The 13053-nt window shown below is 41.7% G+C and carries 12 protein-coding genes; 10 read left to right on the top strand and 2 right to left on the bottom strand.

The features are described from left to right. Nucleotides 1–65: 65 nt before the first annotated feature. The 10 genes from hisG to ACLOAU_RS22395 all read left to right on the top strand — a co-directional run bounded on the left by hisG (nucleotide 66) and on the right by ACLOAU_RS22395 (nucleotide 9239). A complete protein-coding gene (hisG, locus tag ACLOAU_RS22440; protein WP_427864147.1) occupies nucleotides 66–923 on the top strand; it encodes an ATP phosphoribosyltransferase in 858 nt (285 codons plus the stop codon). A gap of 84 nt (nucleotides 924–1007) precedes the next feature. Continuing rightward, nucleotides 1008–2276 carry a histidinol dehydrogenase gene (hisD, locus tag ACLOAU_RS22435; RefSeq protein WP_427864146.1) on the top strand — a complete coding sequence of 423 codons (1269 nt, stop codon included), beginning with the start codon at nucleotides 1008–1010 and terminating at the stop codon, nucleotides 2274–2276. Nucleotides 2277–2310: 34 nt separating this feature from the next. Continuing rightward, complete coding sequence (hisC, locus tag ACLOAU_RS22430; protein WP_427864145.1) at nucleotides 2311–3384, top strand: histidinol-phosphate transaminase; 1074 nt, start codon at nucleotides 2311–2313, stop codon at nucleotides 3382–3384. Further along, nucleotides 3385–4524, top strand: coding sequence for a bifunctional histidinol-phosphatase/imidazoleglycerol-phosphate dehydratase HisB (hisB, locus tag ACLOAU_RS22425; protein ID WP_427864144.1), 1140 nt, complete (start codon nucleotides 3385–3387; stop codon nucleotides 4522–4524). A 62-nt stretch (nucleotides 4525–4586) separates the two neighbouring features. Further along, on the top strand, nucleotides 4587–5210 hold the full coding sequence (gene hisH, locus ACLOAU_RS22420) for an imidazole glycerol phosphate synthase subunit HisH (RefSeq protein ID WP_427864143.1): 624 nt from the start codon (nucleotides 4587–4589) through the stop codon (nucleotides 5208–5210). Between the two features lies 1 nt (nucleotide 5211). Then, nucleotides 5212–6342, top strand: coding sequence for a 1-(5-phosphoribosyl)-5-[(5-phosphoribosylamino)methylideneamino]imidazole-4-carboxamide isomerase (gene hisA / locus ACLOAU_RS22415; protein ID WP_427864142.1), 1131 nt, complete (start codon nucleotides 5212–5214; stop codon nucleotides 6340–6342). 199 nt (nucleotides 6343–6541) lie between these two features. Next, the gene (gene hisF, locus ACLOAU_RS22410) at nucleotides 6542–7297 is read left to right on the top strand and encodes an imidazole glycerol phosphate synthase subunit HisF (protein WP_427864141.1); all 756 of its coding nucleotides are present in this window, start codon (nucleotides 6542–6544) and stop codon (nucleotides 7295–7297) included. Nucleotides 7298–7372: 75 nt separating this feature from the next. Then, nucleotides 7373–7966: a bifunctional phosphoribosyl-AMP cyclohydrolase/phosphoribosyl-ATP diphosphatase HisIE gene (gene hisIE, locus ACLOAU_RS22405; protein WP_427864140.1), complete on the top strand. Its 594-nt coding sequence runs from the start codon at nucleotides 7373–7375 to the stop codon at nucleotides 7964–7966. Between the two features lie 271 nt (nucleotides 7967–8237). Beyond that, a complete protein-coding gene (locus ACLOAU_RS22400; RefSeq protein ID WP_427864139.1) occupies nucleotides 8238–8741 on the top strand; it encodes a DinB family protein in 504 nt (167 codons plus the stop codon). Nucleotides 8742–8795: 54 nt separating this feature from the next. Continuing rightward, nucleotides 8796–9239 (top strand): VOC family protein, encoded by a 444-nt coding sequence (locus ACLOAU_RS22395; RefSeq protein WP_427864138.1) that lies wholly within the window; start codon nucleotides 8796–8798, stop codon nucleotides 9237–9239. A 77-nt stretch (nucleotides 9240–9316) separates the two neighbouring features. Here the strand turns inward: ACLOAU_RS22395 and ACLOAU_RS22390 are convergent, their stop codons facing one another. Together ACLOAU_RS22390 and ACLOAU_RS22385 are read right to left on the bottom strand one after the other, a co-directional pair. Further along, nucleotides 9317–10714 (bottom strand): Gfo/Idh/MocA family protein, encoded by a 1398-nt coding sequence (locus tag ACLOAU_RS22390; RefSeq protein WP_427864137.1) that lies wholly within the window; start codon nucleotides 10712–10714, stop codon nucleotides 9317–9319. Nucleotides 10715–11841: 1127 nt separating this feature from the next. Next, nucleotides 11842–13035, bottom strand: a complete 1194-nt coding sequence (locus ACLOAU_RS22385) for a C1 family peptidase (RefSeq protein ID WP_427864136.1) — start codon at nucleotides 13033–13035, stop codon at nucleotides 11842–11844. Between the last annotated feature and the right edge of the window lie 18 nt (nucleotides 13036–13053).

The following is a 13053-nucleotide window of genomic DNA, read 5'->3' as shown; positions in this document are numbered from 1 at the left end:
GGCTTACAGTTTGTAAGCCTTTTTTATTTTCAAAAACCAGGTGATCAAAAAATAAAAACAAAAAAATGGAAAAGCTACGAATCGCGGTACAAAAATCAGGCAGGTTAAGCGAGGACTCACTTAAACTGCTGAAAGAATGTGGTATAGGGGTACCGGCGGGAAATAACCAGTTAAAAATAAGTACGGAGAATTTTGATGCGGAAATATTGTTTTTGCGCGACGACGATATCCCGGAGTATGTACAGGATGGCGTAGCAGATATTGGCTTTGTAGGGGAAAACGTAGTGCTTGAAAAAAATAAAGAAACAGAAATTGTAGAGCGACTGGGTTATGGGAAATGTCGTTTATCGATTGCCTTGCCTAAGGGTAAAAAGCCTAAAAACATACAGGCTTTAGACGGGATTAAAATTGCTACCAGCTATCCGGTAATACTGCAGGGATGGTTAAAGAAAAACAAACTAAAAGCTGATATTCATGAAATCAGCGGATCTGTGGAAATAGCGCCCCGTATAGGTTTGGCTGATGCTATTTGTGATTTGGTTAGTAGCGGCAGCACGCTTTTCAGCAACGAACTTTATGAATATGAGACCATCCTGAAATCGGAAGCGGTTTTGATCTCTGGTAAAAATATCTCTAAAAAAAGAACGGCTCTTTTAGAGCAGCTTTTATTCCGTATCCGTTCAGTAAAAAAAGCCAAGTACAATAAATATGTTTTGTTGAATGCACCCAACAGCAGCATTGAAAAAATCTGCAAATACCTGCCTGGCATCAACAGCCCTACTATTGTTCCTTTGGCTAAAGAAGGCTGGTCCTCTATTCACTCTGTAATTGGCGAAAATGACTTCTGGAATGTGATCGAAAAAATAAAATCAGCCGGTGCAGAAGGTATCCTGATCTTACCGATTGAGAAGATCATCGAGTAAACAGAATAGTGAACCAGCTAAAAGGTTGACAGGTTAAAAGTGATTCTTTCAAACATACGTATTGACTAATAAAACTCCAATAATTTGAAACTCTATAAATATCCCTCTTCTAAAGCCTGGCCTGCCATTTGCCAACGGCCCATGCAGAATAGCAATGCTATACAGGCCACTGTGAACGCGATTATTTATGATGTGGCTAACAATGGCGATGCAGCTTTAAAGAGTTACGCAGAAAAGTTTGACGGAGTAGTACTGAAAAATCTGCAGGTGTCGCCTAAAGAAATAGCTGCAGCCACCAAGAATATCGACCCCCAACTGAAGAAAGCTATACAGCAGGCCAAAAATAATATCCATAAATTTCATACCACACAAAAACAGGCTGTGGTAAAAACAGAAACTACTAAGGGCATCACATGCTGGAGAGAAGCAAGGGCTATTGATAAAGTAGGCCTGTATATTCCCGGAGGCTCGGCCCCCCTGTTCTCTACTGTATTAATGTTGGGCGTACCCGCTTCCATTGCGGGATGCCAGGAAGTAATTTTATGTACACCGCCTGATAGAAATGGCAGGATCAATGACGCCATACTATATGCTGCATCTGTTTGCGGCATCAGCAAAATATTTAAAACCGGCGGAGCCCAGGCTATTGCTGCAATGGCCTACGGAACTAAAACTATTCCTGCTGTCTTTAAAATATTTGGTCCGGGTAACCAGTATGTAACTGTAGCAAAGCAGATTCTTCAAACCAAAGTAGCCATCGATATGCCGGCGGGCCCTTCAGAGGTTTTGGTTATTGCAGACGAAACATCAGTACCTGAATTTGTAGCAGCCGATCTGTTAGCCCAGGCCGAACATGGCCCCGACTCCCAGGTAATACTGGCCTGCACTACTATTGATATCGCAAAAAAAGTACAGGCTGCCATTACCCTGCAGGTTGCAGCGCTTAGCCGGAAAGACATAGCGTTGCTGTCCCTGCAGCATGCCCGGCTTGTTGTATTAAATACAGTGAGTGATGCTGTTGCCTTTTCCAATCTTTATGCCCCTGAGCACCTGATACTGGCTTGCAAAACCAGCAACACTATTTTAAAACAGATCACTACCGCCGGTTCGGTATTTATCGGCAACTACTCCCCTGAAAGCGTGGGAGACTACGCCAGCGGCACTAACCATACTTTACCAACGAATGGTTATGCAACTGCCTATAGTGGCGTATCACTGGATAGTTTTTATAAGAAGATCACTTTCCAGCAATTAACTAAAGACGGTTTACATAACATAGCCAAAACGGTTACTACAATGGCTGAAGCTGAGGGTTTACAGGCTCACAGCAATGCAGTTAAGATCAGATTATAACACATTTGAAGCAATGAACGAATAATATAAAGAAATGGAATTTAATTTAGACTACCTGATAAGAGACAATATTAAAAATCTTGCACCGTATACAACGGCAAGGCATGAGTTTACCGGGGAAGCCAGTGTAATGCTGGACGCTAATGAAAATGCTTTAGGCTCACCGGTAACATTAGATATTGGCAACTTACATGAGTCGCTGAACAGGTATCCGGACCCTTTGCAAATAAGCTTCAAAAAACGTATTGGCGAGATTAAAGGAGTGCCGGTAGAAAATATATTTGCAGGTAATGGCAGCGATGAGGCTATTGATGTACTCATGCGTATTTTCTGCGAACCGAGTGTTGACAATATTATCACCCTCCCTCCCACTTATGGCATGTATAGTGTTTGTGCTGCCATTAATAATATCAAGGTAAAAGAGGTACCACTTAATTCCGATTATCAGATGGATATACAGGCTATTGCAGATGCAGTAGATGATTTCACCAAGATCATATTCATTTGCTCGCCGAATAACCCTACAGGTAACAGCATCACGCGCCAGGATATAGAAATTCTATTGAATAATTTCGACGGTATTATAGTTATTGATGAAGCTTATATCAATTACGCGCGTCAGAAAAGTTTTGCCCAGCAGCTGATGGATTACCCCAACCTGGTAGTAATGCAAACTTTGTCTAAAGCCTGGGGACTGGCAGCTTTACGCCTGGGTCTTGCCTTTGGAAGCAAAGAGATCATCAACCTGATGAACAATGTAAAATATCCTTACAATATTAACGAGGCAACACAGCAACTGGCATTGCAGGCTTTAACTAATGTGGACCAGGTTAATCAATGGACTAAAACAACCATTGAGCAACGCAGCTGGCTCGAAACTGAATTGGCAAAAATTCCGCTTGCGGAAAAAATATTTCCTTCAGACGCAAATTTCCTGTTGGTTAAAATAACAGATGCCCATAATGTTTTTATTTATTTGCAGTCCAAAGGTATTATTGTAAGAAACCGCAATACGACCAAAGGATGTGAAGGGTGCCTGCGCATTACGGTAGGCACAGCGGCTGAAAACCAGGCATTGATTGAAGCATTAAAAAATTATACTGTTTAAATGAAAAAAGTTTTATTCATAGATAGAGACGGCACCTTAATTAACGAGGCACCACCCACTTACCAGTTAGATTCGATTGAGAAAATAACATTTTATCCAGGCATGTTTACCTGGATGGGGAAGATAGCGCGGGACATGGATTTCGAGCTGGTAATGATCACCAACCAGGACGGCCTGGGTAGTGATGCCTTTCCGGAAAATACCTTCTGGCCCTACCAGGAGCTGGTGATGCGCAACCTCGAAAGTGAAGGAATTATTTTTGATGAGGTTTTGATTGACAAAACCTATCCCGCAGATAATGCTCCTACCCGTAAACCCGGCACTGGCTTACTTACGAAGTATATTGATAACCCGGATTATGATCTGGCTAATTCTTATGTAATAGGCGACCGGATTACCGATATACAACTGGCCAAAAACCTGGGCAGTAAAGGCATCTGGCTAAATATCGATGAAGCTTTAGGCTCGGCAGAAATTTCAGACAGCCTGAAAGCACTGGAAACCACTATTGTTCTGAAGACAAAAAACTGGGAAGACATTTATGGTTTTCTTCAGCAAAAAGAACGCGTGATTCAACACACCCGTAATACCAACGAAACTAAGATCGATATAGAGATCAACCTCGATGGAACCGGCATTTGCGAAATTGAAACAGGACTTGGTTTTTTTGATCACATGTTGCACCAGTTAGGTCGCCATAGTGGCATCAACCTCAAGATCATTACCAAAGGAGACCTGCATATTGATGAACATCATACCATAGAAGATACTGCTATTGCACTGGGAGAAGCTTTTCAACTGGCGCTGGGTAATAAAGCCGGCATTGAACGTTATGGATTTTTATTACCCATGGACGACTGCCTGGCACAGGTAGCGATCGATTTTGGCGGACGCCCCTGGCTGGTGTGGGATGCCGAATTCAAACGGGAAAGAATCGGGGAAATGCCTACTGAAATGTTCTATCACTTTTTTAAATCTTTCAGCGATGGTTCAAAATGCAACCTGAACATCAAAGCCGAAGGAGAAAATGAACATCATAAAATCGAAGCTATTTTTAAAGGACTGGCAAAAGCCATTAAAATGGCGATCAAAAGAACACCGGGCAACGAGCAGCTGCCCAGTACCAAAGGTTTGTTGTAGTCCAAGGGTTAATAGGTTTACAAAATCAAAAAAGTAAATATCTTTTACTGATTTTAAAGATTATGACAGAGAATATAAGCGGAGCCAACGCAAGCAAAGGTGATCAAATTGTTATTGTAAAATATAACGCAGGTAATATACAATCGGTACTTTTTGCATTGGAACGCATTGGTGTACAGGCAGTAGTTACTGATGATAAGGAATCGATATTATCTGCTGATAAAATAATTTTTCCCGGAGTTGGAGAAGCAAGCACAGCTATGAACTACCTGAAGGAACGCAACCTAGACCAGGTGATCCAATCGGCTAAGCAACCCTTATTAGGTATTTGCCTGGGTATGCAATTGCTTTGCAATCACAGCGAGGAAAACGATACACCGTGCCTGGGCCTGTTCGATGTTGAAGTTAAAAAGTTCACCAGTGATACTTTGAAAATCCCCCAGATTGGCTGGAATAATATACAAGTAAAAGACAATCCCATTTTTAAAGGGGTTGCCAATAATAGTTATTGCTACTTTGTACATAGCTACTATGCCGAATTAAACGAGTGTTCTATTGCTACTTCGAATTATGCAATTGATTTTAGCTGTGCGTTGGCCAAGAACAATTTTTATGGAGTACAATTTCACCCGGAGAAAAGTGCGGACACAGGCGAACAGATCCTTAAAAACTTTTTAGCGCTTTAGTATGGATATAAGATCGGTACCCTTACACGAAGTATGGCTATTGCGACATGAAGTAATGTATCCTGACTACCCAGCTGATGTAGTAAAATTAAAAGATGATGAGCAGGGTATACATCTGGGTATTTACAAAGCAGGTGAACTGGTTTCCGTGGTATCGGTTTTTCAGCAAGAAGGGAACATGCAATTTCGTAAACTGGCCACCCGTAAAGACTGGCAGGGAAAAGGCCTTGCAACGGCATTGTTAAATTACATAGACAAGCTGGCGCAGCAGAAAAGAGCGCAAAAGCTTTGGTGCAATGCTCGCTTAACTGCTACCCGTTTGTATGAAAAAATGGGCATGCACACTACGGGCCAACCCTGGCAGGCATTAGGACAGGATTTTATAGTAATGGAAAAGAAACTGAATCAACAAAAAATGGAAATTATACCAGCAATAGATATTATAGACGGTAAATGTGTGCGCCTTAGTAAGGGTGACTATACGCAAAAAACAGTGTACAATGAAAATCCCCTGGAAGTGGCCAAAAGCTTTGAAGACGCGGGCTTAAAAAGACTACACCTGGTGGACCTGGACGGAGCGAAAGCCGGTGAAGTGAAAAACTGGAAAGTACTGGAACAAGTAGCCGGGAAAACAAGCCTGCAAATAGACTTTAGTGGTGGCATTAGCTCTAATGAGAGCTTGGCTATTACCTTTAATTCGGGAGCTGCTTATGCCGCCATCGGGAGCGTAGCCGTTAAAAATGAAACATTGCTTAGCGACTGGTTCAAAGCTTATGGAGTTGAAAAATTCATACTGGGTGCTGACGTACTGGATGAAAAAATACAGATCAAGGGCTGGACGGTGGCTACAGACATCAACATTATCGACTTCATCCGCAACTATGCCGCCAAAGGTGTGCAGCAATTCTTTTGTACTGATATCAGCAAGGACGGTTTGTTGCAAGGCAGCTCTAACGACCTGTACAAAAAAATATTGGACCATGTTGAAGGTATCAGCCTGATCGCCAGCGGCGGTGTAAGTTCGATGGAAGATCTTGAAACCCTGAAAGAAGTGGGATGTTCGGGAGCGATTGTGGGAAAAGCGATTTACGAAAACCGGATCTCGTTAGAAGACTTAAAAAAATTCAATTAAAGATTAGTTTCGGGAGAAACCTCTGATCAAGTATGCACAACTGCTATCGCGCTGAAGTTCAAATAAAAAAGAACCAGATCTTTAGAATGACAAATTAGATCGTAAAACGAATGTCATGGTGAGCCCGACGAACCATGTTTGGATTTAAAAAGCACCCTTCGTCAGGCTCAGGGTGACATAAGATAAATATCAAATTTCCATGCTCGCAAAAAGAATTATACCTTGTTTAGATATAAAAGACGGACGAACAGTAAAAGGTACCAACTTCGTGGAATTGAGGGATGCCGGAGACCCGGTAGAACTGGCCATCCGTTATAGCCAGGAAGGAGCCGATGAATTAGTGTTCCTGGATATTACAGCTACCGTAGATAAACGCAAAACCTTATCAGAGCTGGTGAGGAAGATTGCAACGCATATCAATATACCTTTCACTGTTGGTGGCGGCATTAATACCGTTGATGATGTTTCTGTTTTACTGGAAAACGGGGCTGATAAAATTTCGGTGAATACATCTGCGGTAAAACGCCCGGTACTGGTTTCTGAGCTGGCCAAAAATTTTGGAAGTCAGTGCGTGGTCGTAGCAGTAGATATCAAGCTTTTCGATGGTATATGGAAAGTTGCAACACATGGCGGACGCACGCCTACCCCGCTTCTTGCGACGGAGTGGGTAAAACAATGCAGGGATCTGGGGGCCGGAGAAATTCTTTTAACTTCCATGGAGAATGATGGCACTAAAGCCGGTTTCGCAGTTGAAATTACCGCTGAAATCAGTCAATCGGTAAATATCCCTGTTATTGCATCCGGAGGCGCCGGTTCCATGGAGCATTTCCATGATGTGTTCACCCGTGGATACGCTGATGCTGCGCTGGCAGCCAGCATTTTTCATTTTAAAGAAATCGAGATACAGGATCTAAAAGAATATCTACGAAAAGAAAATATAACTGTACGGCTGTAAATAATGGGTGATAGCATATCATCAACACATTTTTGTATCAAAATCCTAAATAACAATCTCAAATCATAAATAATTATGGCTCCTGATTTTTCTAAATATACCGACGGACTGATGCCGGTAATCGTACAAGATGTACTTACACTCGAAGTACTGATGCTGGGCTTTATGAATGAAGAAGCTTTTGCAAAAACACAGGCAGAAGGCAAAGTCACTTTCTTTAGTCGCAGTAAACAACGTTTATGGACCAAAGGAGAAACATCCAACAATTTTCTCCTAGTGAAAGAAGTATTGGTAGACTGCGACAATGATACGATTCTTATTAAAGCTGAACCGCAGGGACCTACCTGCCACACGGGCGATATCAGTTGCTTTGGGAAAGCCAATGATCAATTCTCCTTGCAGCAACTGGAAAAAGTGATTATCAACCGGAAGAATAATCCTTCGGAAAAATCTTATACAGCCTCTCTATTTGCAAAGGGCATTAACAAAATAGCACAAAAGGTAGGTGAAGAGGCTGTTGAAATTGTTATCGAAAGTAAAGATGATAACAAAGACTTGTTTCTGGGAGAGGCGGCCGACCTGATGTTTCATTACCTCGTACTATTACAAGCCAAAGGCTTTTCGCTGTCAGATGTATTGCAGGTGTTAGAAAGCAGGCATAAAAAATAGAAACTAAATAATTTAACAGATCTATCCGGGCTAGTAAAGTCCGGATTTTTTATTTATACATATTCTCTGCAAATTTTCCCCAGGCTAACAATTAAATCATCCTGATGTCTTTACACCACACTTTTACATTACAACAAATAATCATATATTCGCGTTGACTTTCCTAAAGGAAGAAGATTGCTTATGCTTTGTCTATTGCCATATCCGTAAGATTAAGGCTATAATCCCGTAGCATACCCAACATTTATCAGCTTATTAAATTTAAAAAACAATGATTAAACAGGCACTACTCGGCGAGTTTTTGTATGAAGCCGAAAACACAAGAAAACTATTAAGCGTAATTCCGGATGCAGCCCTGGAGTATCGCCCACAACCCCATTTATGGTCGGTCGCTCAGCTGGCCTCCCATATCGCTGAAGTATACAATTGGTACGAGAGTACTTTTTTACACGACAACTTCGATATGGCGAGCTATCAATATAACAAAGGTGATATCAGCAAGGCATCTAATATCCTGCAAAAATTTGAGGAAAATCTGGCAAAGGCAAAAACGGTGATTGAACAATCGGACGAGTCGCAATACATGAATGTTTGGACCATGCACGCCGGGGGAACACCTTTGATGCCTCCTATGCCCAAAATACAGGTTATTCGTGGTTTTCTTTTTAATCACCTGTATCACCATCGCGGTGAAATGATCTCCCATTTAAGAGCTACAGGTAATACTGTGCCCGGATTATACGGCCCTACCTACGAACAATCCCGAAAATCTTAATAAGAATTGATTGTTTAAAATACTTTTATCTATTTATATTAAAACAACAATACAATGGCTACAGTTAATATCTATTTAACCTTTAATGGTAATTGTAAGGAGGCTTTCGATTTCTATAAATCCGTTTTCGGCGGTGACTATCCTTATGTGGGAACTTTTGGAGAAATGCCGCCGCAGGAAGGCATGGCAATGACCGAAGAAGACAAAAACAGGATCATGCATATTAGTCTGCCTATCAGTAAAGAAACGCTTCTCATGGGTAGTGATACAGGTGGTGAGTGGGCGTCCAGCTATCAGCCAGGCAATAACTTTTCTGTATCTATCAATGCAGATAGTAAAGAAGAGGCTGACAAATTATTCAACGGACTTTCCGAAGACGGGCGGGTAACCATGCCCATGAATCACACATTCTGGGGTGCTTACTTTGGTATGTTCAGCGACAAATTCGGAATCAGCTGGATGGTTAATTATGATGACCCGGCTAAAGCACAGCAATAATCATTAAGGCGAGCAGCAATAAAAAAACTCCGGCCCGTACAACCGGGCCGGAGTTTTAATAAATATAATCATTAGCCTTAAACCCGGTTGGCCGATGGTTTCAGATCAGTAAGATTTGCAATTTTGATTGGCTGGCCTGTTTGTATACTTTTTCTGGCTGCCACTCCTATTAATACCGACATTACGCCGTCCCTTACTCCTGCCGAATGTTTCAAAGGATCGGCTGCATTTGGATTGACAAAGATCTTATCATGCAATCTTTTGTCACCGCCTCCATGCCCCCCACGTTCGCTGGTCACGTTAATTGTTTTAAAGTTCTCCCAGTTCTTAAACAAGATTACAGGTTCGACAGCTGTATCTTCTTTTAAATTCTGGTTCATTTCTGCAGCATGTAATTCAGCCTGGCTCAGGTTTTCATTTTTGAAGAACGGTATATCAGTCCATGCTTCAATGCGTCCCTTTTGACCGTTAAACGCCAGTCGCCATCCTTCAAAGGGTGAATAAGTAGTTAATGAATAATTTACAACTGCTTTATTGGCGTACCTGATCTGCGCCGACATTTTATCATAAATATCGATCTCATTGCGAAACAGGCAGGCATCCCGGAGATAACCGTCATATTTTTCATTGTCGACATACAGCCGCATATCATGATAACTCTTCGTGATATCCCAGTAATATTTACAGTCTTTTTTATGATCACAGCTACGGCAGTTCTTCGCTCGGAAAGGGCCGTTTTTCCCATAGTGTTCCAAAGCTCCATAGGCAAATACTTCTTCGGGATCGGAGTCAAGCCACCAATTGAGCAGATCAAAATGATGCGTGGCCTTATGTACCCATAAAGAGCCTCCGCCATTCATCAGTCCATGCCATCTTCTAAAATAAGATGCGCCATGGTGCGTATTGAGATACCAGTTGAAATCAACGGAAGTTACTTCACCAATGGCTCCTTCCGCCAGCAGCTCCTTTATTTTTGTAACATAGGGTCCCCAACGGTAATTAAACCCGACAATCAATTTCCTATTGGACGCGCGCTCTGCCGCGAGAATCTGCTGGCATTTGTCTTCATCAATAGTTAATGGCTTCTCGGTTAATACGTCACATCCATATTTTAATCCTTTGATGATATACTCGTGATGCACCGCATCCTTTGTTGTAACAATAATCAGGTCAGGCTTTTGCTCTTTGATCATTTTATCAAAGTCGGTAAATGTTGGACAGGACGCACCCATAAACTTTTTGGCATACGCCACCCTGCCCGGATTAATATCACAAAGACCTACGAATTCAAGTTTATCGGGATATTGTTCAAGAAGTCGTTTACCCCAGAACGAGATGCCTCTTACACCGGTTCCTACCAATACCAGTTTTAGTTTTTTAGTCGTGCTAAATCCATAGAGCGGGCTCGTTAATGCTGTGCCTGCAGCCAGCATACTTAAAGAATAAAGGAATGACCTTCGGGAATGATTTTCCATTTTTAGACAGCTTTACGTTAGAGATAATATAATTTTCCAACATAGCAACATGATACATTCGAGAGTAGCCCTCTTAATTATGACAATAAATAAAAAGGCCTGGAAGCTATGTTGCTTCAATATATCACAATAAAATTTCCGACTAACGAAACCAGCCAGGAAAATGTACGCAAACGTTCCCGAAATGGGGTTAAACAATTTGTTTTGCTAATATGTTGATTGGTTGCGTACCTACGGCACGCTAAATTTCGCCTTTGTATTCCTCTGGGACAATGGAGCAACTTGACCGCATCGGCACGTAAACGACGACGATGCACAGGGCAAACGCATCTAATTTTGATGGGCATTGGCCGTATTTATAATCCCGCAGGGATGGAATAATTATAAAATGTGTCGGCGTGGTATTGAAGAACCCCGGAAGGGGTGAAATATCTCAGGGATTTTGAACTATCTAAAAACATACTTTTCTATAATAAAGGTCAGCCCTCTCTGACGGCAGGCTTTCTGACTTAAACATTTTTTTAGATGCGTTTGCCCTGCGACGATGCATATCTTCAATTGTATATTCAGAAATGTTGCGTACCTACGGCACGCTGAATTCATACGATATATATCAGCTACCTATATTTTGTCCTTACAGGACATATGACATAGCGCCCCCATTGGATTAATCTCTACAACGATGACGCATATATTCAAATTGATATTCAGATACTGTATACGTATCAATACTATTGCGTACCTATGGCATGCTAAACTCCTACCCTTATATTAGCTGCAAACAGGTTGCCCCTACGGGACAATGGAGCGAAACAACCTGGATGCATCAGGAGGCTTACAGCGGAGATGCATATCTTCAATTGTATATTCAATACCTTTTTAGAAATATTGCGTACCTAGGGTGCGCATATTTATGTGGTATATGTAGGCTACTGATATTTTGTGCCTACAGGACAAAGAAATATCAATAAATCATTATGAGATTGGATAGACGTATAGAGGTTATGATGCCATCATATTAAGGGCTATATCTCTAAAGAAAATTATTGATGCATAGCGTCTGCTACTTAATAAAAAACCTCCTGCAAATTAACAGGAGGCTTCATTCAACTACGGGAAATGATATATTAAATACCGATCTTCTGCTTAATATTTGCAGGCAGTGCTTTTTTGTTTACCATTAAACCTGTCGTCTTGTATTGCACATAAGCTTTGGTTACATATAAAAAGCCTTTGAAGTCGTTGCTTTCACCCCAGGAATTTTTAACCAGGTAGTAGTCTTTACCATTCTGATCTTTGGCCATGCCCACGATATGCATGCCGTGATCATCTGTAGTTCTGAGATTTTCTAATCCTTTTTGCCTTAATTCGGCGGTAATCACCGGCTCCGGTTTAGGACCATTAAATAGCTCTTTTTTCTGCTCATCTGTTAACCCGCCCTTATAATTTTCAGGATTTTCGGGAACAAAAGCTACTCCATTGGGCCAGCTAAAGAACGGCTCCGATACATCGGTACCCCATGCTACTGTATAACCCAATTTCAATGCGTTGTCAATAATATTTGTAAACTCCTGAGCAGGAATATTCCAATCCCACTGAAAAGCCCAGTTATCAGGCACCATCATCATGGCCTTCTGCCAGTAAGGTGTATTGTTCTGGGAAATAAACTCTATATAATCATTGGGGTTTAGGCCCACCACTTCTTTTGCAAAGCTTACCGGTGTATATTGTTTACCCTTGTACTCAAATTGTTGAGGTACTGCGCCTAGATACTTATCCAATGAATCTTTAAACCGATCCTTCCAGGTCAGATCAACTGTACCAGTAGGATTCTTCACAATAGAATCGAGCATAGCCTTCAAACCAGTTTGCATGGCATTGAAATTATTTTTGGTGGCGCCATTTACCAGGCCAGTGTAGTTGTCATAAGGCAGAATGCCGTACTTGGCATACATGTTTACCACATCATGCGGCTCTCCACCGTCACCCCAGCTTACAGCGCCATTCATCCTCACAAAATTGTCGGCCTTATCAATGTAGGAGCATCGGGCGGTGTATATCTTAGCAAGCGGCACCGGGGTTCTGCCGGATTTGATCATCTCCGATTCAAGAAAGGAATTGGTGGAATAACTCCAACAGGTTCCGGAAGAGCCCTGGTTTTCTATGGGTGTGGTTGCCAGGTCAATCGTTCTTTTAAAAGTATAGCCAGCCTTGCCCTGGGTTTTGTTATCACTTATTTTTTTAATCAACTCGTCCTGTGCATGTAACAGGCCCTCTGCAGCAAATAACAGAGAAATAGTAAATAGAAACTTTTTTGTCATAATGAATTCTTAATGTAA

The sequence above is a fragment of the Paraniabella aurantiaca genome (genome assembly GCF_050309965.1).
Taxonomy (GTDB): Bacteria; Bacteroidota; Bacteroidia; order Chitinophagales; family Chitinophagaceae; genus Niabella.
Note: the sequence above shows the minus strand (reverse complement) of the source record. Positions and strands in the feature narration are given on the sequence as shown.

Bases quoted from the DNA above. Each gene is read 5' to 3' on its own strand.
- hisG (WP_427864147.1), top strand. From the start codon at position 66: ATGGAAAAGCTACGAATCGCGGTACAAAAATCAGGCAGGTTAAGCGAG.
- hisC (WP_427864145.1), top strand. From the start codon at position 2,311: ATGGAATTTAATTTAGACTACCTGATAAGAGACAATATTAAAAATCTT.
- hisB (WP_427864144.1), top strand. From the start codon at position 3,385: ATGAAAAAAGTTTTATTCATAGATAGAGACGGCACCTTAATTAACGAG.
- hisH (WP_427864143.1), top strand. From the start codon at position 4,587: ATGACAGAGAATATAAGCGGAGCCAACGCAAGCAAAGGTGATCAAATT.
- hisA (WP_427864142.1), top strand. From the start codon at position 5,212: ATGGATATAAGATCGGTACCCTTACACGAAGTATGGCTATTGCGACAT.
- hisF (WP_427864141.1), top strand. From the start codon at position 6,542: ATGCTCGCAAAAAGAATTATACCTTGTTTAGATATAAAAGACGGACGA.
- hisIE (WP_427864140.1), top strand. From the start codon at position 7,373: ATGGCTCCTGATTTTTCTAAATATACCGACGGACTGATGCCGGTAATC.
- ACLOAU_RS22400 (WP_427864139.1), top strand. From the start codon at position 8,238: ATGATTAAACAGGCACTACTCGGCGAGTTTTTGTATGAAGCCGAAAAC.
- ACLOAU_RS22395 (WP_427864138.1), top strand. From the start codon at position 8,796: ATGGCTACAGTTAATATCTATTTAACCTTTAATGGTAATTGTAAGGAG.
- ACLOAU_RS22390 (WP_427864137.1), bottom strand. From the start codon at position 10,714: ATGGAAAATCATTCCCGAAGGTCATTCCTTTATTCTTTAAGTATGCTG.
- ACLOAU_RS22385 (WP_427864136.1), bottom strand. From the start codon at position 13,035: ATGACAAAAAAGTTTCTATTTACTATTTCTCTGTTATTTGCTGCAGAG.